Genomic DNA, 16,413 nt, shown 5'->3' on the forward strand with positions numbered 1-16,413 from the left:
CCGCGGTCAGCCGGCACGCTCCTCGGAAGCGGGGATGTCGCGGCTGACCCGGAACTGGCGGAGAGGTCGGTTGGTCAGCGCGACGAGGAGGATCCCGGCCACACAGGCCAGCCCGCCGGAGGCGGCGGCGAACGCGGCGCTCGTCGCCCCTGCCACCACACCGGCACGGAAGTTGCCCAGCTCCGGCCCGGCGATCCCGATGACGTGCTCCACGGACGTGACCCGTCCCCGGTGGGTGTCCGGGGTCACGAGCTGGACGGCCGCCCCGCGGGAGATGACAGAGACGGTGTCTGCCGCGCCGGCCACCGCGAGCGCGAGCAGCGCGAGCCACAGCGGCCCGGCGATCCCGACGAGGGCGAGCGCCGCGCCCCAGGCGCCGGCCGCCCCGAGCTGGACGGCGCCGGGACGGTCCGACCGGGTGACCGTCCCGGAGCCCAGCCCGGCGAGGAGCCCGCCGACGGCGATCGCACTGAGGAAGAGGCCGAGCGTCTCCGGGCTGCCGCCGAACCGCTCCTCGTTGACCATCGGGAAGAGCGCGACCGGCATGGCGAGCAGGGTCGCGACGAGGTCGGTGACGTACAGGCCGCTGAGCACCCGGGAGCCGACGATGTGGCGCAGCCCGTCGACGAAGGCACGTGGCCCGCGGGCGCTGTGCGGACCGGCGACGGGCATGGCCGGGAGCCGGATCACCGCGTAGAGCGCCGCGACGTGGGCGAGCGCCTGGACGAGGTAGGCGGGCGTGAGCCCGACGGCGCCCAGGACCACCCCGGCGAGAGCCGGCCCGATGAGCATCGCTGCCTGGAAGCTCAGGTGCTGCAGGGCGATCCCCGCACCGACGAGCTCGCGGCCCAGCAGCCGGACCGGGAAGGTGCGCAGGGCCGGCGCGCCGAGCGCCCCGGCGGCGGACTGCACGGCGACCAGCAGGAGGAGGACGGCCAGGGAACCGAGGTCGCTGACGGCCTGCGCGGCGAGCCCGAGCGCGGCGAGAACCTGGGCCGCAGTCGTCCAGCGCACGACGCAGCGGCGGTCGACCTGGTCGGCCAGCACCCCGCCGACCAGCCCGAACACGACGAGCGGTACCGCCCGGACGAGGCCGAGCGCGCCGGTCCACACCGGGCTGTGGGTCAGCTCCCACACCTGGTAGAGCACGGCGAGGGCAGCCACCTGTCCCCCGACCGCCGAGAGCGACGTCCCGCCCCAGAGCCGCAGGAAGGGTCGACTGTGCCGCAGCGGCCGGACGTCGAGGAGCCCGTGCCGTGCTCGGCGTGCGGCGGGGCGCCTGCGTGGGGTGGCGGTCACCGGGACAACCTAACGCCGCGCCGGGTGGCCCGGTTCGCCCCCGCGGCGCGCGCGCCCTACGCTCGGGCCGCATGAGGATCCGTCGTACCGCCGCCGCAGCACTCCTGGTCAGCACCCTGCTCGTGGGATGCGGCAGCACGGACGGCACGGGCGACGAGGCGACGGATCCACCGACCGGCGAACCGTCCACCGCCCCCACCTCGGCTGGGCCGACGCCCACCCCCGGCGAGCCCGGCGACAACGCCACGGACGAGCCCAGCCCCGGCCCCGGCGACCTACCCGGTGAACCGGTCGAGGGCGGCATCCCGCTCGAGGGGGCCGATCTCGGTGTCGTCGGCGTCGTCGCCGGGGACGTCCTCAACGTGCGCGAGGGCCCGGGGGTCGACTTCCGCTCCCTCGCCCGGCTCGAGCCGCTCGCCACCGGCTTGGTCGCCACCGGGCACAACCGCCGGCTGCCCGACGGCGGCCAGTGGGCGCAGGTGACCGTCGACGGCACGACCGGCTGGGTGAACGCCCGCTACGTCACCCACCCCGGCCAGGTCACCGACATCACCTCCGAGCTCGGGGAGCTGCCCAGCGCGCCCACCCTGGAGGAGGTCGCCACGCTGGTCGCCGAGCAGCGCGCCCTCGACGGACCACCACCGACCGTCACCGTCGCCGACGGCCCCAGCGAGGGTGATCTGGGCGAGATCGTCGTCGACGTCGTCGGGTACGCCGACGACGCCCTGGCGGGGGAACGGCTCCACGTCCTCGCGGTGCCCGGTGAGGCCGGCTGGACCGTCCGCACCGTCGAGGCGACCCTCCTGTGCGCGCGCGGGGTGAGCGAGGGGCTCTGCGTGTGACGACCCGGCGGGCCGAGCAGGTCACCGACGTCCTACCGCACCGCGCCGTTCACCGCGGCGGCAGCTCGGGCGGCAGCCCGAACCAGGCGAAGAGACCCGGGTCGAAAAAAGCGGTCACCCGGGCCACGCCGTCCTCGGTCACGGTGACGTGCTGGAGGTGGAAGGCGCGGTGCACCCCGTCTTCCTCCCGCATGTACAGCGCGAGCACCGGCTCACCGTTCGCCGAGGTGGGCAGCAGCCGCATGTCCCCGTCGCGCTGTGCGGGGCACCACGTGCTGATGAGCGTGCCGACCTGCTCCGCCCCGCGGTACCACTCCGGGTACGGCGGCATCTCCCACACGACGTCTGCCGCGAGGAGGTCGACGATCGCGGCGACGTCGTAGGCCTCGAAGGCGGCGATGTAGGCCCGCAGCAGGCGGCGGTGACGCTCGTCGTCGGGCAGCTGGGGCGGGACGTCCGGGTCCACCGCCGCGAGCCGGGCCCGGGCGCGCTGGAGGGTGGAGTTCACGCCGGCGACGGTGAGGTCGAGCGCCTCGGCCACCTCCCGGGCGCGCCAGGCGAGGACGTCGCGCAGCAGCAGCACCGCGCGCTGCTGGGCGGTGAGGTGCTGCAGTGCGGCGACGAAGGCCAGCCGCACGCTGTCGCGGCTCACGGCCTGCGCGGCGGGGTCGGGCAAGCCCTGCGACCAGAGCAGGTCGTCGGGGATCGGCTCCAGCCAGGAGACGCCGGTCTCGGGCCGCGGCTCCTCCCGCGGGTCGGCCGCCGGCGCCCCCAGGCCGGTGGGCAGCGGTCGGCGCTTGCGGCCCTCGAGGTGGGTCAGGCAGGCGTTGGTCGCGATCCGGAAGACCCAGGTGCGCAGCGACGACCGGTTCTCGAAGCCGTGGAAGGCGCGCCAGGCGCGCAGGTAGGTCTCCTGGACGAGGTCCTCGGCGTCGTGCACCGAGCCGGTCATCCGGTAGCAGTGGGCCAGGATCTCCCGGCGCAGGGGCTCGAGGAGCTCGGCGACGTCGCCCGCGGTGACCGGGGGCCGTTCGCCGACTGCGCGGGCGGCGTCGGGCGCCGTCGTCGTCGACTGCTCAGCGGACATGACCCGACCGTATGGTGCACGGTCGCGGCCTGCCACCCCCGTCCTCGATCTCCGACGGCTGGCGACGACGGTGCTCATGCGCCGTCCGCCGCGCGCTCGACGCCGGCGATGTCGATCTTGACCATCGTCAACATGGCCTCCATGGCGCGCTTGGCGCGGCCCGGGTCCGGGTCGCTGAGCAGCTCCTGCAGCCGCGTCGGCACGACCTGCCAGGACAGCCCGTACCGGTCGGTGAGCCAGCCGCACCTGGACTCCCGGCCGCCGCCCTCGAGCAGCCGCTCCCGGTAGTGGTCCACCTCGGCCTGGTCGGCGCAGTCGACCAGCAGCGAGACCGCCTCGGTGAACGGCCGGCCCGGCCCGCCGTTGAGGGCGACGAACTCCCGGCCGTCGAGCCGGAAGCTCACCGTGAGCGGCGTGCCCTCGAGCTCGGGGGCGGCCCCGCTCCAGCGCGACACCTCGACGATCTCGGAGCGCGGGAAGACGGAGACGTAGAACTCGGCCGCCTCCAGCCCCTCGCTGTCGAACCACAGGCAGGTCTGGATGGTGGGCATGGTGGGTCCTTCCTCCTCGGGCAGCTCCTCCTACCGACCGGCGCCGGCGGCGGAAGTCATCGCCGCCGTCCGCGATGACTTTGCGGCGTGCGCGGGGTCGGTCGGGTCAGGGGCGGAACGACCCGCCCCCCGGCCGTGAGAGAGGGACGTCCCATGGACCGCATGATCGTCGTCAACCTGCCCGTCCGTGACCTGGCCGCCACCCGGCGCTTCTACACGGGGGTCGGCTTCACCATCGACGAGACGTACTCCGACGAGCAGTGCCTGTGCATCGTCGTCTCGCCGACGATCTACGTCATGGCGCTGGACCACGAGCGCTTCGCCGACTTCGTCGCCACCCCGATCGCCGACCCGCGGCGCACCACCCAGGTGCTCAATTGCCTGTCGATGGCCTCCCGGGCGGACGTCGACGCGTTCGTCGCCGCGGCGCTGGCGAACGGGGGCTCCGAACACCCCTACCCGGCCGGGCTCGCCGACGGGACCGGGCCGGCGGGTGAGGACATGCACGGCGCAGCCGTCACCGACCCGGACGGCCACGTCTGGGAGGTGCTCTACATGGCGCCGGCGGCGTGAGACCGGGCGGTGCGTGCCGCGCGCAGGGCCGCGACGTCCTCGGGTGAGGAGACGACGGAGGCGACGGTGAGCGCCATCGCGGTCCCCGCGTCGAGCATCGCCGCGTAGGACTCCTCCCGGTCGGCGGCCGCCGCGAACTCGGCGGTGTGGATGGGGGCGTCGGTCGTGGGGATGCTGAACCAGGGGTGGATCGCGGGGACGACCCGCGAGATGTTGCCCATGTCGGTGGACCCGCCGTGCGGTGCCCCGCCGGGCGCGGTGTCGTAGCCGAGCGTGGCGAGGGCAGCCTCCCAGTGGCGGCACAGGACCTCGTCGTGCTCGAGGGGCTCGTAGACCGGCTCGGTCGGCTCGATCCGCAACGTCGCCCCGGTGGCGAGCGCACCGGCCTCGAAGCACCGGCGCACACGCTCGTAGAGGCGGTCGAACTCCGGCATGGTGAAGGCGCGGCACTCGAAGTCGACGATCGCGGTCTCCGGGATGATGTTGGTCGCGTCCCCGCCGTGCGCGACGACGGCCGAGACCCGGTGGTCCCCGGGCAGCTGCTGACGCAGCAGCCCGATGGCGACCTGCGCGACGACGGCGGCGTCCGCGGCGTTGACGCCCCGCTGGGGTGCCGCGGCGGCATGGGCGCCGCGGCCGCTGTAGGTGGCCCGGTAGCGCCCCACCGCCTGGGACGTGGTCCCCCGCGGGTTGAAGCCGTGGTCGCGCGGAAGGGGGTGGACCATGAGCGCGAGGTCGACGTCGTCGAACACCCCACGCTCCAGGAGCACCACCTTGCCGCCGCCGTGCTCCTCGGCCGGTGTCCCGACCACCGTGACCTGGATGCCGAGCGCGGCGGCGACCGGCTGCAGCCCGAGCGCGGCGGCCACCGCCGCACCGGCGATGAGGTTGTGGCCGCAGCCGTGGCCGATCGTCGGCAGGGCGTCGTACTCGGCGCAGATCGCCACCGTCACCGGCCCCTCGCCCACGGTCGCGGTGAACGCGGTGGGCAGGTCACCGGCGCCGGGCTCGACGGCGAAGCCGGCGCGGGCCAGCAGCTCGGTGAGCGCACGGGCCGCCCGGTGCTCGGTGAAGGCCAGCTCGGGCAGCCGGTGGATCGCCCGGGCCAGCTCGACGACGGCGTCCGAGTGCTCGGCCACCGCGCGGGCGATGGCGCCGGGGGTGCCCGACGTCTGCGCGAGCTCGGACCGGTCCATGGCGTCCTCCTCCTGACGTGGGCCCGGGCCTCATCGTCGCACGGCGGTGGGACGACCGGTGGGTCGCCCCGGCCCCGGGTCGCCCCGCGCAGCGGTCGCCGCGCGGGCGCCTATGGGTCAGGCCGTGGGCGCCGTCGTTCAGTGCCCGAAGGCCTCGGCCAGCCACCACGCCGGTTCGTCGGCGACGACCTTGGCGTCGACGAGCAGCGGCCGGTCCCGCGGCCCGTCGAGCCAGGCGGCCACGCCGGCGAGGTCGGCGACGGAGCGCACGGTGACCGCGTCGAACCCGTAGCCGGCCCCGACGGCGGCGATGTCGGTGGGTGGGAAGGTCACCGTGCGGTGGTCGGCACCGACGAAGTGGTGGACCTCGGCGCCGTAGGCGTCGTCGTTGTAGACGACCACGACCATCGGCAGCCCGAGGCGCCGCACCGTGTCGAGCTCGGCGGCGCCCATGAGCGCGCCGCCGTCGCCGAGCGCCGCGACGGGCAGCCGGTCGGGGCGGGCCAGGGCGGCGCCGATCGCGGTGGCCAGCCCGAGGCCCACCGCCTGGAACGCCTGGGTGAAGCAGAACCCCTGCTCGTCCGGGACGTCGAGGTACATGCTCGGGTAGCCCATGAAATTGCCGGAGTCGACGGCGAGGACCCGCTCGGCGGGGAGCAGGTCGTCCAGGGCGATGCTCAGCGTGCGGGGGTCGATCCGTCCGTCGCCGGAGCGGTCGGTGTAGGGCACGTCCCGCCACCGCACCCCACCCGCCAGCCGGGCGCGCAGCTCCTCGCTGCGGTAACCGGCGGCGGGCCGGTCGGCCAGACGGTGGGTGAGGGCGCGCGCCGTCGCCGCGACGTCGCCGAGGACACCGAAGGTGAGCTCGCGGTGCCGGCCCAGGGCCTCGGGGGTGTCGTCCACCTGGACCACGGTCGCGCCCGGGGCGATGAGCCGACCGTGGCGCATCGTCCACATGTTCAGCGCACAGCCCCAGCCGACGACGAGGTCCGCACCGGCGATGAGCTCGGCGGCCAGCGGGGAGGAGAAGCCGCCCGCGACGTCGAGCGACCACGGGTGGCCGCGGAACAGTCCCTTGGCCACCGCCGAGGTGGCGAGCAGCGCGCCGCACCGCTCGGCGAGCACGGCGAGCGCCTCGCGGGCGGCTGCCGAGCGCGCCCCGCGCCCGGCGACGAACACCGGCCGCCGGGCCGCCCGCAGCGCGGCGGCGAGCCGCTCGACGGCGTCCTCCGCGACCGGGCGGGGCGAGGCGGTGGACGGGGCCGGCACCCGGGCCGGGTCGGGGGCGGGTGCCCCCTGGACGTCGAGCGGGAGGTTGAGCACGACGGTGCGGCGCTCGTCCCGCGCCACGGCGAGCGCGGTGAGGGCGTCGGCGACGGCGGTGGCCGGGTCCGCGGCGCGCATCGGCACCGCACCGACGGCGCGGGCCAGCGCCTCCTGGTCGACGTGGAAGTTCGACGTCGGGCTCACCGCCTCCGGCGCCAGGACGAGCAGCGGCGTGCGCGACTTGGCCGCCTCGGCGATCCCCGTCGTCGCGTTGGTCAGGCCGCAGCCCTGGTGCACGGTGAGCACGGCGGGCCGGTCGGCGGTCCGGGCGTAGGCGTCGGCCATGGTGGCCGCCCCGCCCTCGTGCCGGGCGGCGACGAACCGGGCCCCGGCGTCGACCATCGCGGTGGTGACGTGGAAGTTTCCCGACCCCACGACGGCGAACACGTGGTCGACACCGGCGGCCACCAGCGCCCGGCCGACGGCGTCGGCCACCGTGTCGCCGGCGGGCGGCTGCCCGGTGTGGGGACGGGCCGCGGCGCCGGCGCTCATGACCGGTCGACGAGGGCCAGGACGCGCGTCGGCGAGCCCGAGCCGCTCTCGATCTTCAGCGGGGAGGCGATGACCACGGCCCCGGTGGGCGGGAGCCGGTCGAGGTTGCGCAGCTGGGACAGCCCGTACTTGCCGTTGCCCATGAGGTAGTGGTGGCAGGGGAAGACCGGGTCGAAGCCGCCGGCCGCCCCGGCGTCCGTGCCCACGGTCTCGACGCCGATGCCCTGGAGCGGGCTCTCCTCGGCGACCCACCGGGCCGCCTCGGCGGACAGGCCGGGGCTGTGCGGGCCGTCCTCGTCGCGGTTGATCATCTCCGACTGCGTGGTGCGCGCCGACCACCCGGTGCGGCACAGCAGCCACCCGCCCTCCGGCAGCGGGCCGTGCTCGGCGACGAACGCCTCGATGTGCTCCACCTCGATGAGGAAGTCCGGGTTCTGGGCCACCTGCTCGGTGACGTCGAGGACGACGGCGGGCGCCACCAGCGCCCCGACCGGCACCGAGGCGATGTCGGCGAGGTCCTTGCCGGTGACCCAGTGGTTGGGGGCGTCGAAGTGCGTGCCGGTGTGCTCGCCCGTGCGGAAGTTGTTCCAGTACCAGGCCGGTCCGCGGTCGTCGTAGCGGGAGATCTGCTCCAGCTCGAAGCGCGCCGTCTGGCCGAACTGCTCGGGCAGCTCGAGGATCGGCGTCTTGTCCGAGAGCGGTGCCGTGAGGTCGACGATCTCGACCGCGCCGCTGCGCAGGGCCGCCAGCAGGTCACTGAGCACAGGCATGGGTGTCTCCTTCGACAGGGGAGGACCGACAGGGGGTGTCGGCCGTGATCTTGGCACACCGGCGGTGCGCGGCGGGCGGTGTCTCGTCAGGCAGCCATTGACCGCGTGCGGGGAAAGGGGTTCCGTGGACGTTGCTGTTGCACCTGGGGCAGGGCGCGGCGGCCGCCGCCGAGCTGCGGCAGGCGGCCGGGCTCGCGCCGACCGAGCGCGAGCGCCGGGTGCTCCTCGACCGTGCCGAGCGGGCGAGCACACGATCGGGCACGCAGAACGGTCGGCTGCGTCCGGGCGCTCTGCGATGATCTGGACATGACGGAGCGCAACGTCCTGGGCGGGCCGCTCGAGGAGTGCGGCACCGACCCCGTCACGGGCTACTACCGCACCGGCAGCTGTGTCCCGAGTGCGGGTCACCCCGGTGGGCACAGCGTCTGCGTCGTCGTCACGGCCGAGTTCCTCGCCCACCAGCGGCAGATCGGCAACGACCTGTCCACCCCGCGCCCCGAGCTCGGCTTCCCGGGCCTGGAGCCGGGGATGCGCTGGTGTGTGCTGGCGCCGCGGTGGATGCAGTCCTACCGGGCCGGGGTCGCCGCCCCGGTGGTGCTCGCCGCGACCCACGAGCGGGCGCTGGAGGTGGTCGACCGGCTCGCCCTCCTGGAGCACGCCGTCGACGTCCCGGACGACCCGAGCTCGCTGACCTGACCGCCCCGCCGCCGGAGCCCACCGGCCCGAGCCCGCCGACCCGACCGCCGGGCCGGCACGCGGACCGACCGTTGTCGCGGAGCGCGTAGGGTCGTGCCACCGGTACGTCCAACTGGAGAACGACGATGAGTGAGCAGAGCCCAGCCGCCACCCCCGCGAACAGCACCGGCGTGCCCACGCCGAAGCGGGTGCGCGTCCACCACCTGACGCAGTGGAAGGAACGCTCCGAACCGATCACCATGCTCACCGCGTACGACGCCGTCACCGGGCGCATCTTCGACGAGGCCGGGATCGACATGCTCCTCGTCGGGGACTCCATCGGGAACACCATGCTCGGCTACAGCGGCACACTGCCGGTGACCGTGGACGAGATGATCCCGGCGGTGCGTGCGGTGGCCAGTGCCGCCCACCGGGCCATGGTCGTGGCGGACCTGCCCTTCGGCTCCTACGAGGGCTCCCCGGAGCAGGCGTTCGCGACGGCCGTCCGGATGGTCAAGGAGGGAGGGGCCCACGCGGTCAAGCTCGAGGGTGGGGAGCGGGTCGCCGCCCACGTGCGGCTGCTCAGCTCCTCCGGCATCCCGGTGGTCGGGCACCTCGGCTTCACGCCGCAGTCGGTCAACATCCTCGGCGGGAACCGCGTGCAGGGCCGCGGCGACCAGGCCGCCGAGCGGCTCGTCAACGACGCCGTGGCGCTGCAGGAGGCCGGGGCGGTCGCCGTCGTCCTGGAGATGGTCCCCGCCCCCGTGGCGGCGCGCGCGACCGAGATCCTCCACGTCCCGACGATCGGCATCGGGGCCGGGCCGGACTGCGACGGCCAGGTGCTCGTGTGGACCGACATGGCCGGTATGACGGCGTGGGCGCCGCGCTTCGCCAAGAAGTTCGGCGACGTCGGTGCGGCGCTGTACACCGCGACCCGCGCCTACGCCGAGGCGGTACGGGAGCGGACCTTCCCCGGGCCGGAGCACACCTTCACCGAGTAGCGGGGGCGCGGCCATCCGGTGGAGCGGGGACACGGTCCCCTCCGGTGCGGGTCGGTCGTCGCGGCCCCTCCGGTGCGGCTCAGTCGTCCTCGTCGCGCCAGGCGCGGTCCTCCTCCTCCCACGCCTCGTTGCGCTCCGCCGCGCGGGCGTAGGCCTCCGCGGCCGCCTCCGCCGTGGGGTAGGGCCCCATCCGGTGGACCGCGGCCGACTGCTTGCCCCGCTCGACCTGGCCGGTGCGGGTGTTGTAGTAGTACTCGCCGCGCTCGGTGGGCTCCATCTCCTCGACAGACTCCTCGGCGGGCTCGTGCTCGGTGACCATGGCAGCTCCTCCGTCGCGGCTTACGTAGACTCCTCCCATGCTTGCCGATCGCGCCCCGTTGGGCACCCTGACCCCTGGGACCATCTCTCCACGGCGGCCGGTCCCCACCTCCATCGAGTACCCCGAGTACGTCGACCAGCCCGCCCCGCAGCCCTTCACCGGCAGCGAGGTCAACGACCCGGAGACGATCGAACGCATCCGCCGCACCGCCCGTCTCGCCGCACAGGCCCTGGAGCACGTGGGCGCCGCGGTGCGACCGGGGATCACCACCGACGAGCTCGACCGCATCGGGCACGAGTTCGCCGTCGCCCACGGTGCCTACCCTTCCTCGCTCGGCTACCGCGGCTTCCCCAAGGCGCTGTGCACGTCGGTCAACGAGGTGGTCTGCCACGGCATCCCCGACAGCACGGTGCTGGAGGAGGGGGACATCGTCAACATCGACATCACCCTCTACCGGGAGGGCGTGCACGGCGACAACAGCGCGACGTTCCTCGTCGGGGAGGTCGACGAGGAGTCGCGGCTGCTCGTCGAGCGCACCAAGAAGGCGATGGAGCGCGGGATCCGCGCGGTCAAGCCCGGGCGCGAGGTCAACGTCATCGGCCGGGTCATCGAGGCCTACGCCAAGCGCTTCGACTACGGCGTGGTGCGGGAGTTCACCGGGCACGGCGTGGGCCGCGCCTTCCACTCCGGGCTCATCATCCCGCACTACGACGCCGCCCCCGAGCACGACGAGGTGATGGAGCCCGGCATGGTCTTCACCATCGAGCCGATGCTCACCCTGGGCAGCCCCGAGTGGGACCTGTGGGACGACGGCTGGACCGCCGTCACCCGTGACCGCGGCCGCACCGCGCAGTGGGAGCACATGGTCCTCGTCACCGAGGACGGCGCGGAGATCCTCACCCTCCCGTAGGTTCGGAGCGCCGAGGCGCGCCGCCCGGGACGCCTACCTGCGGCCGGCCCGGTAGTGGGACGGGGGCACCCCGACGACCTGCGTGAACGCGCGGGTGAGGTGGGCGTGGTCGGCGAACCCGAGCGAGGCGGCCAGCCCGGAGAGGTCCTCCCCCTCCCCCGCGTCGAGCGCGGCGACGGCGTCCTGCAGCCGGTGGCGGCGCAGCACCCACAGCGGGGAGGCGCCCACGTAGCGCGCGAAGAGCCGCTGCAGGGTCCGCTCCGAGACGTGCAGCGCGGCCGCCACCGGGCCGAGCGCGATGTGCTCCCGAGAACGCATGAGCTCCACCGCCCGGCGCACCGTGCGGTACCTCTCGTCCGCGCGCACGTCCGCCAGCCGCGGGGCGAGCAGCGCGCCCAGGACGTCGGCCATGGCGTCGCGGCGGGCCTCGTCGTCCTCCTGGGCCAGGACGCGCGAGGTGAGCGGGGCGACGTCGCGGCCGAGCACCGGCCCCGCGGGCACGACGACGTCGGTGAGCTCCCGCACGCCCCGGCCGAGCAGAGCCGCCAGCCCGCCGGGGTGGAAGGCGACGCCGGCCACCCGGCCCGCGACCGGCAGGTCGACGGTGAACACCCGGGTCACCAGGCCGTGGACGAGCGCCGCCGGGACGGGCAGCCCGAGCAGGACGCCGCCCTCGGCCGCCTCGACCGTGAGGTGGGTGACCGGGTGGCTGAGCACCTCCTGCCGGAAGGGGATGCGCTCGGCGCGGCGCCACGTCACCCACCAGTAGTAGGCCGCGACCTCGGTCAGCGGCTCGGGCAGCGGGAGACGCCCGGTGTCGAACACCTCCGTGCCGGCGGCCGGCCACAGCACCGCCCCCCGGGTGGCGGACGCGGCGTCGACCTGTCGCGGATCTTCAAGCCCCACGGACGCACTCTAGGCAGGCTGGAGGGCATGAGCACCACCCACATCCCCACGGGGTACACCTCCCTCAGCCCGCTCGTCGTCGCGTCCCCGGCGGCCGCGGCCGTCGACTTCTACCGTGAGGTCCTCGGTGCCCGGGTCGTCACCCGGATGGACGGACCCGACGGCTCCGTCTGGCACTGCGAGCTGGACCTCGGGCTCGGCCGGATGACGGTCATGGACCCGAACCCCCAGTTCCACACCGTCGCCAACGACCCGGGTTCGGACGACGTCACCTTCTCCCTCGCCGTCTACGTCCCCGACGTGGACGCCACGCTCGCCAGAGCGCGGGAGCGTGGCGCGCGGGTGCGGGAGGAGGCGACCGACTTCCCGGTCACCGGGGACCGCTACGCCTCGGTCCAGGACCCGTTCGGGGTGCGCTGGTCGATCATGACCCGGGTCGAGCACCGGACCGACGCCCAGGTCCAGGAGGGTCTGGACGCCTGGCGCGCCTCGCTGGAGCAGCCGGCCACCTGAGTGGCCCGTCGCCGCGGGCGATCTGCCGGTAGGCTCCCAGTCGGCCACCCACGACCGACGGAGCAGTATCGATGACCACCGCCAGCACGCCGCTCGCCTTCGGCATCGACATCGGTGGCTCCGGGATCAAGGGGGCACCGGTCGACCTGTCCACCGGCACCCTCGCCGCGGAGCGGGTGCGCATCCCCACCCCGAAGAAGTCCACCCCGAAAGCGGTCGCCGCGGTCGTCCAGGAGCTCACCGAGAGCTTCGACCTGGCCCCCGAGGTGCCGGTCGGGCTGACCTTCCCCGCCCCCATCAAGCACGGCGTCGTGCCGTTCATCGCCAACCTCCACAAGTCGTGGAAGGGCGTCAACGTGCCCGAGATCATGGGCACGGCGATCGGGCGCACCGTCATCGCCGTCAACGACGCCGACGCCGCCGGCTACGCGGAGGCCACCTACGGCGCCGCCAAGGGCGTGGAAGGGCTCGTCATCGTCGTCACGCTGGGCACCGGCATCGGCTCGGCGCTCATCATGAACGGCACGCTCGTGCCCAACACCGAGCTCGGTCACCTCGAGATCGACGGCCACGACGCCGAGAGCCGCGCCGCCGACTCCGCCCGGGAGCGGGAGCACCTGTCCTGGGAGACGTGGGCCGGGCGGCTGCAGCGCTACTTCGAGACGGTGGAGATGCTCTTCTCCCCCGACCTCATCGTCGTCGGCGGCGGGGTGAGCAAGAAGGCCCACAAGTTCCTCCCGCTCCTCGAGCTCCAGGCTCCCATCGTGCCCGCCGCGCTGCGGAACCAGGCGGGCATCGTCGGCGCCGCGGCCCTCGCCGCCGCGCACTACCGCTGACCGGCGGCGTAACCTGCACGCATGCTCGAGCGGGTCACCCGCCGGGTCTGGGTGACCACCTCACCCACCTGGCTCACGACGTCGACGCTGGTGGTCGCCGACGACGGCGCGTGCCTGCTCGTCGACCCGACGCTCACCCCCGCGGACCTCCGCGCCCTCGGACGCGAGGTCACGGCCCGCGGCTGGCACGTGACCGCCGCCTTCTCCACCCACCCCCACTGGGACCACGTGCTGTGGTCCGACGCGCTGCCCGACGTGCCCCGCTGGGCCACCCCGGCGGCCGCCTCGGCCGTCACCGAGGCCGAGCTCCTCGCCCAGGCGGTGGAGGACCTGCCGGGCCACCGGTGGGACGTCATCGGCGGGACCACGCCGCTGGCACCGGACACCACCGAGCTGGAGTGGCCCGGCCCGCGTGCCGTCGTCGTCCCCACGCCCGGCCACGCGCCCGGGCACGCCGGGCTCCACCTGCCCGAGGAAGGCGTCCTGGTCGCCGGTGACATGCTCTCCGACATCGAGGTGCCGCTCCTCGACGACGCTCCCGGCGCGGTCGCGGACTACCGACGGTCGCTGGAGCACCTGCAGGTCCTGGACGTCGCGCACGTCGTCCCCGGGCACGGGCGGGTGGCCACGGGGCCCGAGGTGCGGCGGCGGGTGGCCGCGGACCTGCGCTACCTCGACGACCTCACCCGGGCGGTGGAGCCGGACGACCCCCGGCTCGCCGCCCCGCGGGTGCGGCAGGAGCACGAGGCGCAGGTCGCCCGGTTCGCCGGGTGACGGTGTGAGGCGGGTCAGCCGGTCACGACGGCGAGCACGAACGCGGCGGTGAGCAGCGCGGTGTGGACCGCGCTGAGGAGCAGCCCGACGGTGACGAGCCAGCTCGCGGTGGACCGGCCGCGCCGCGCGTAGTAGCCCGCGACCAGCCCGAGCGGTCCCAGCCCGAAGATCCCGAGGAAGAGTGTGGCGAGGGCGAGCCCGGAGTGGCGGTCAGACATCGGTCACCTCCGTGGCCGTCACCAGCGCGCCCGACTCGTCCTCGACCCAGACGTCGTCGGCGAGCTCGTCGAGCAGGTCGAGCATGGCGACGGCGGCTCCCGGGTCGAGCGTGGCCATCGTCAGCAGGACGGTCACCCAGCCCAGCTCCCACCGGTAGACGACGGTGACGAGGAGGTCGTCCGTGTGCTCGTGCGCCCGACCGGCGACGATGGCCCGGGTGCCGCGGCCGAGGTGCTCGGCGTCGACGACGTCCTCGACGGGGTCGAGCGGGGAGACCGGCTCCACCGGCCCCAGCTCCTCGGTGGGCACCGCGCGGAGCCGCACCTTCTGCATCGGCGACCCGTCGTCGGGGAGGTAGAGGTACACGGTGCCGGCGTCCGCGCCGGCCTCGTGCTCGGCGAGGTCGTGCAGCAGCCGCGTCAGCACGGCGGCGTCCTCGGTCGAGCGCGCCCGGTCCGCCGCGACGGCGCGGGCCCACTGCTGCGGTGTGGCGCCTGCTGTGTCCGGGTAGGAGGTGGGCACCCGCACCCACAGGTCGGGGTCGGGGTCGGCGGCGAGGACCAGGCGCTGCATCATCCGGCCCACCGGAAGGTGGAGACCATGGCGTCGACGAGCTCGGTGACGGCGTCGGCCACCGCGGCACCGCCCTGCGCCGTCGACTCCAGGATGCTGGCCGACATGACGACGAAGCGGCCCCGGTCGGCGGGGTCGGCGAGGAAGTAGACCACCTGCCGGACCGCGGCCTCGACCCCGGCGAGGTCCTCGCCCAGGGTCGCGGGCTCCTCGCGGTGCTCGGCGCGGACCGCGGGCTTGCCGCCGACGTCGAGCACCTCGGCCCCACGGCGCCGCGCTGCGACCGCGAGCAGGACGTCCATCGGGTCGGCGTCCTCGGCGAGCGCCGGCACGCTGACGACGACGGAGGCGGGGACCGACACGCCGTGCACCTGCTCGGTCGGCAGGTAGAGCTCCGTCCCGGACTGTGCCTCGGCGGCCTTGACCTGCTGGTGCAGCAGCTCCTGCAGGCGCCGGCGCACCCGGACCGCACGGGCGTCGTCGACGCCGGCGACCGCCCGGTCGAGGATGGTGCGGATCGCGGCGGAGGCCCCCGGACCGACCGGGACCCGGGACCAGCCGCGGGGCAGCACGATCGTGAAGGGACGCCGCTGCGCCGTCACGCTCACCGCCTGCCCCTCCCCTGCCGGGCGCGGACCGGTGCGCGGCCGGTGGCGCGCAGCCCGCGCACGAGCGCGGCCAGCGCGGTGGCCGCGGCACTCGCCACCCACAGGACCACGGCCGGGGATGAGGCCCCGTAGACGTCGTCCCAGAACGGTGAGGACGTCACGGGGGAGACGTTGGCCGACACGTGGTGGGCGAGCGCGCCGAGGGCGAGGGAGCCCCAGAACGCCAGTGTGGGAGGGACACACGCCGTCCCCGAGCCGCGCAGCCGCGGGTCCTGCCGCGCCGTGACAACGATCGAGTGCACCGCGAGCGCCGCGCCCCACAGCGCGAGCGCGCAGACCGCGACGACGCTCCCCCATGTCACGAGGTAGACGTAGAAGGACGCCCAGCGGGTGCCCGCGTCACCGGCGGTGAGGTCGGCGAAGGTCTCGGCCAGCCCTCCGCGCGGGAGGAGGTAGCCGAAGGCGTGGACCGGGATCGCCAGCCAGGCGAACGCCGCCACGGTGAGCACGGCCACGACCTGGAACTGGCGGACGGGGGCGGCCAGGAGGGCCCGCAGCTCGCTCGTCACCGGCTGCCCACGACGTCGTCCTGCCTGCCCTGGTCGGGGACCATCGCGTCGATGTGCTCCCCGAGCCACGTCGCCCCGGGGCGTGGGGCACCGGACAGGTCGGCACCCCAGAGCGTGTGCACGGTGGAGAGGTTCGACATCGTGCCGCTCACCCGTGACATCGTGTAGAGCTCGGCGGCTGCCCGGCCCCCTCCCATGCCCGGTGCCCGCATCGCCGCGTAGTACGACATCTGGTAGGCGTCGCCGCCGCCCGCGGCGATGACGTTGCCCCACCCGTTGGTCGCGACGTTGTGGCGCGCGGCGCGCAGCATCGACGACGGGTCGAGCACGCTCCACGACGGCGCCGTCGTCATCCGCGAGTACTCGGCCGCCTG

22 protein-coding genes are annotated in these 16,413 nt (G+C 74.7%); 9 read left to right on the forward strand and 13 right to left on the reverse strand.

Going from position 1 to position 16,413, the window contains the following annotated elements; translation table 11 throughout:
* Positions 1–6: 6 nt before the first annotated feature.
* The gene (locus tag Q0195_RS11650; RefSeq protein ID WP_299278655.1) at positions 7–1,299 is read right to left on the reverse strand and encodes an MFS transporter; all 1,293 of its coding nucleotides are present in this window, start codon (positions 1,297–1,299) and stop codon (positions 7–9) included.
* 71 nt (positions 1,300–1,370) lie between these two features.
* Between Q0195_RS11650 and Q0195_RS11655 the strand changes: the two genes are divergently transcribed.
* Positions 1,371–2,141, forward strand: a complete 771-nt coding sequence (locus tag Q0195_RS11655) for an SH3 domain-containing protein (RefSeq protein ID WP_299278657.1) — start codon at positions 1,371–1,373, stop codon at positions 2,139–2,141.
* 49 nt (positions 2,142–2,190) lie between these two features.
* On the opposite strand, the gene Q0195_RS11660 is transcribed toward Q0195_RS11655, so the two are convergent.
* Both Q0195_RS11660 and Q0195_RS11665 read right to left on the reverse strand, forming a co-directional pair.
* Positions 2,191–3,228 carry a sigma-70 family RNA polymerase sigma factor gene (locus Q0195_RS11660; RefSeq protein ID WP_299278660.1) on the reverse strand — a complete coding sequence of 346 codons (1,038 nt, stop codon included), beginning with the start codon at positions 3,226–3,228 and terminating at the stop codon, positions 2,191–2,193.
* A gap of 74 nt (positions 3,229–3,302) precedes the next feature.
* Positions 3,303–3,779 carry a VOC family protein gene (locus Q0195_RS11665; protein ID WP_299278663.1) on the reverse strand — a complete coding sequence of 159 codons (477 nt, stop codon included), beginning with the start codon at positions 3,777–3,779 and terminating at the stop codon, positions 3,303–3,305.
* Positions 3,780–3,932: 153 nt separating this feature from the next.
* Between Q0195_RS11665 and Q0195_RS11670 the strand changes: the two genes are divergently transcribed.
* A complete protein-coding gene (locus Q0195_RS11670) occupies positions 3,933–4,352 on the forward strand; it encodes a VOC family protein (RefSeq protein ID WP_299278666.1) in 420 nt (139 codons plus the stop codon).
* On the opposite strand, the gene Q0195_RS11675 is transcribed toward Q0195_RS11670, so the two are convergent.
* The 3 genes from Q0195_RS11675 to Q0195_RS11685 form a co-directional block, all read right to left on the reverse strand.
* Entirely contained in the window at positions 4,331–5,548 is a 1,218-nt protein-coding gene (locus Q0195_RS11675; RefSeq protein WP_299278669.1) for an amidohydrolase, read from the reverse strand. The two genes, Q0195_RS11670 and Q0195_RS11675, sit on opposite strands and share 22 nt — an antisense overlap.
* 138 nt (positions 5,549–5,686) lie before the next feature.
* On the reverse strand, positions 5,687–7,366 hold the full coding sequence (locus Q0195_RS11680) for a thiamine pyrophosphate-binding protein (RefSeq protein WP_299278672.1): 1,680 nt from the start codon (positions 7,364–7,366) through the stop codon (positions 5,687–5,689).
* On the reverse strand, positions 7,363–8,136 hold the full coding sequence (locus tag Q0195_RS11685) for a cyclase family protein (protein ID WP_299278674.1): 774 nt from the start codon (positions 8,134–8,136) through the stop codon (positions 7,363–7,365). The genes Q0195_RS11680 and Q0195_RS11685 overlap by 4 nt, the downstream gene beginning before the upstream one ends.
* 131 nt (positions 8,137–8,267) lie before the next feature.
* Here Q0195_RS11685 and Q0195_RS11690 point away from each other — a divergent pair, with 131 nt between their 5' ends.
* From Q0195_RS11690 to panB, 3 genes are all read left to right on the forward strand, one after another.
* Positions 8,268–8,435, forward strand: coding sequence for a hypothetical protein (locus tag Q0195_RS11690; protein WP_299278677.1), 168 nt, complete (start codon positions 8,268–8,270; stop codon positions 8,433–8,435).
* Between the two features lie 7 nt (positions 8,436–8,442).
* Positions 8,443–8,832, forward strand: a complete 390-nt coding sequence (locus Q0195_RS11695) for a DUF2237 domain-containing protein (RefSeq protein WP_299278680.1) — start codon at positions 8,443–8,445, stop codon at positions 8,830–8,832.
* Positions 8,833–8,957: 125 nt separating this feature from the next.
* Complete coding sequence (gene panB / locus Q0195_RS11700) at positions 8,958–9,812, forward strand: 3-methyl-2-oxobutanoate hydroxymethyltransferase (protein WP_299278683.1); 855 nt, start codon at positions 8,958–8,960, stop codon at positions 9,810–9,812.
* A gap of 79 nt (positions 9,813–9,891) precedes the next feature.
* Here the strand turns inward: panB and Q0195_RS11705 are convergent, their stop codons facing one another.
* A complete protein-coding gene (locus Q0195_RS11705) occupies positions 9,892–10,131 on the reverse strand; it encodes an SPOR domain-containing protein (protein ID WP_366518104.1) in 240 nt (79 codons plus the stop codon).
* Positions 10,132–10,168: 37 nt separating this feature from the next.
* On the opposite strand from Q0195_RS11705, the gene map reads away from it, so the two are divergent.
* On the forward strand, positions 10,169–11,041 hold the full coding sequence (map, locus tag Q0195_RS11710; RefSeq protein WP_299278685.1) for a type I methionyl aminopeptidase: 873 nt from the start codon (positions 10,169–10,171) through the stop codon (positions 11,039–11,041).
* A gap of 33 nt (positions 11,042–11,074) precedes the next feature.
* Here map and Q0195_RS11715 read toward each other — a convergent pair whose 3' ends face one another.
* Positions 11,075–11,947: a helix-turn-helix domain-containing protein gene (locus Q0195_RS11715; RefSeq protein WP_299278687.1), complete on the reverse strand. Its 873-nt coding sequence runs from the start codon at positions 11,945–11,947 to the stop codon at positions 11,075–11,077.
* A 27-nt stretch (positions 11,948–11,974) separates the two neighbouring features.
* Between Q0195_RS11715 and Q0195_RS11720 the strand changes: the two genes are divergently transcribed.
* From Q0195_RS11720 to Q0195_RS11730, 3 genes are all read left to right on the forward strand, one after another.
* Complete coding sequence (locus tag Q0195_RS11720; protein ID WP_299278690.1) at positions 11,975–12,460, forward strand: VOC family protein; 486 nt, start codon at positions 11,975–11,977, stop codon at positions 12,458–12,460.
* A 71-nt stretch (positions 12,461–12,531) separates the two neighbouring features.
* Positions 12,532–13,296 (forward strand): polyphosphate--glucose phosphotransferase, encoded by a 765-nt coding sequence (ppgK, locus tag Q0195_RS11725; protein ID WP_299278693.1) that lies wholly within the window; start codon positions 12,532–12,534, stop codon positions 13,294–13,296.
* A gap of 21 nt (positions 13,297–13,317) precedes the next feature.
* Complete coding sequence (locus Q0195_RS11730; protein WP_299278696.1) at positions 13,318–14,070, forward strand: MBL fold metallo-hydrolase; 753 nt, start codon at positions 13,318–13,320, stop codon at positions 14,068–14,070.
* A 14-nt stretch (positions 14,071–14,084) separates the two neighbouring features.
* Here Q0195_RS11730 and Q0195_RS11735 read toward each other — a convergent pair whose 3' ends face one another.
* The 5 genes from Q0195_RS11735 to Q0195_RS11755 all read right to left on the reverse strand — a co-directional run.
* A complete protein-coding gene (locus Q0195_RS11735; protein WP_299278699.1) occupies positions 14,085–14,288 on the reverse strand; it encodes a hypothetical protein in 204 nt (67 codons plus the stop codon).
* Positions 14,281–14,865: a hypothetical protein gene (locus tag Q0195_RS11740; RefSeq protein ID WP_299278702.1), complete on the reverse strand. Its 585-nt coding sequence runs from the start codon at positions 14,863–14,865 to the stop codon at positions 14,281–14,283. The genes Q0195_RS11735 and Q0195_RS11740 overlap by 8 nt, the downstream gene beginning before the upstream one ends.
* Positions 14,862–15,470 carry a hypothetical protein gene (locus Q0195_RS11745; RefSeq protein WP_299278705.1) on the reverse strand — a complete coding sequence of 203 codons (609 nt, stop codon included), beginning with the start codon at positions 15,468–15,470 and terminating at the stop codon, positions 14,862–14,864. Before Q0195_RS11745 ends, Q0195_RS11740 begins: the two co-directional genes overlap by 4 nt.
* Positions 15,467–16,039, reverse strand: a complete 573-nt coding sequence (locus Q0195_RS11750; protein ID WP_299278707.1) for a hypothetical protein — start codon at positions 16,037–16,039, stop codon at positions 15,467–15,469. Before Q0195_RS11750 ends, Q0195_RS11745 begins: the two co-directional genes overlap by 4 nt.
* Positions 16,036–16,413 (reverse strand): hypothetical protein (locus tag Q0195_RS11755; RefSeq protein WP_299278710.1); only part of this gene is annotated, 378 nt, incomplete at its 5' end. The genes Q0195_RS11755 and Q0195_RS11750, both read right to left, overlap by 4 nt.

Origin of the sequence: uncultured Georgenia sp. (genome assembly GCF_937958535.1) — a bacterium.
Taxonomy (GTDB): domain Bacteria; phylum Actinomycetota; class Actinomycetes; order Actinomycetales; family Actinomycetaceae; genus Oceanitalea.

Excerpts from the sequence above, each read along its gene's own strand:
- Q0195_RS11660 (WP_299278660.1), bottom strand. The coding sequence starts at position 3,228 with ATGTCCGCTGAGCAGTCGACGACGACGGCGCCCGACGCCGCCCGCGCA.
- map (WP_299278685.1), top strand. The coding sequence starts at position 10,169 with ATGCTTGCCGATCGCGCCCCGTTGGGCACCCTGACCCCTGGGACCATC.
- Q0195_RS11655 (WP_299278657.1), top strand. The coding sequence starts at position 1,371 with ATGAGGATCCGTCGTACCGCCGCCGCAGCACTCCTGGTCAGCACCCTG.
- Q0195_RS11735 (WP_299278699.1), bottom strand. The coding sequence starts at position 14,288 with ATGTCTGACCGCCACTCCGGGCTCGCCCTCGCCACACTCTTCCTCGGG.
- Q0195_RS11675 (WP_299278669.1), bottom strand. The coding sequence starts at position 5,548 with ATGGACCGGTCCGAGCTCGCGCAGACGTCGGGCACCCCCGGCGCCATC.
- Q0195_RS11740 (WP_299278702.1), bottom strand. The coding sequence starts at position 14,865 with ATGATGCAGCGCCTGGTCCTCGCCGCCGACCCCGACCCCGACCTGTGG.
- Q0195_RS11705 (WP_366518104.1), bottom strand. The coding sequence starts at position 10,131 with ATGGTCACCGAGCACGAGCCCGCCGAGGAGTCTGTCGAGGAGATGGAG.
- Q0195_RS11680 (WP_299278672.1), bottom strand. The coding sequence starts at position 7,366 with ATGAGCGCCGGCGCCGCGGCCCGTCCCCACACCGGGCAGCCGCCCGCC.
- Q0195_RS11720 (WP_299278690.1), top strand. The coding sequence starts at position 11,975 with ATGAGCACCACCCACATCCCCACGGGGTACACCTCCCTCAGCCCGCTC.
- Q0195_RS11695 (WP_299278680.1), top strand. The coding sequence starts at position 8,443 with ATGACGGAGCGCAACGTCCTGGGCGGGCCGCTCGAGGAGTGCGGCACC.
- Q0195_RS11730 (WP_299278696.1), top strand. The coding sequence starts at position 13,318 with ATGCTCGAGCGGGTCACCCGCCGGGTCTGGGTGACCACCTCACCCACC.
- ppgK (WP_299278693.1), top strand. The coding sequence starts at position 12,532 with ATGACCACCGCCAGCACGCCGCTCGCCTTCGGCATCGACATCGGTGGC.
- Q0195_RS11685 (WP_299278674.1), bottom strand. The coding sequence starts at position 8,136 with ATGCCTGTGCTCAGTGACCTGCTGGCGGCCCTGCGCAGCGGCGCGGTC.
- Q0195_RS11665 (WP_299278663.1), bottom strand. The coding sequence starts at position 3,779 with ATGCCCACCATCCAGACCTGCCTGTGGTTCGACAGCGAGGGGCTGGAG.
- Q0195_RS11670 (WP_299278666.1), top strand. The coding sequence starts at position 3,933 with ATGGACCGCATGATCGTCGTCAACCTGCCCGTCCGTGACCTGGCCGCC.
- panB (WP_299278683.1), top strand. The coding sequence starts at position 8,958 with ATGAGTGAGCAGAGCCCAGCCGCCACCCCCGCGAACAGCACCGGCGTG.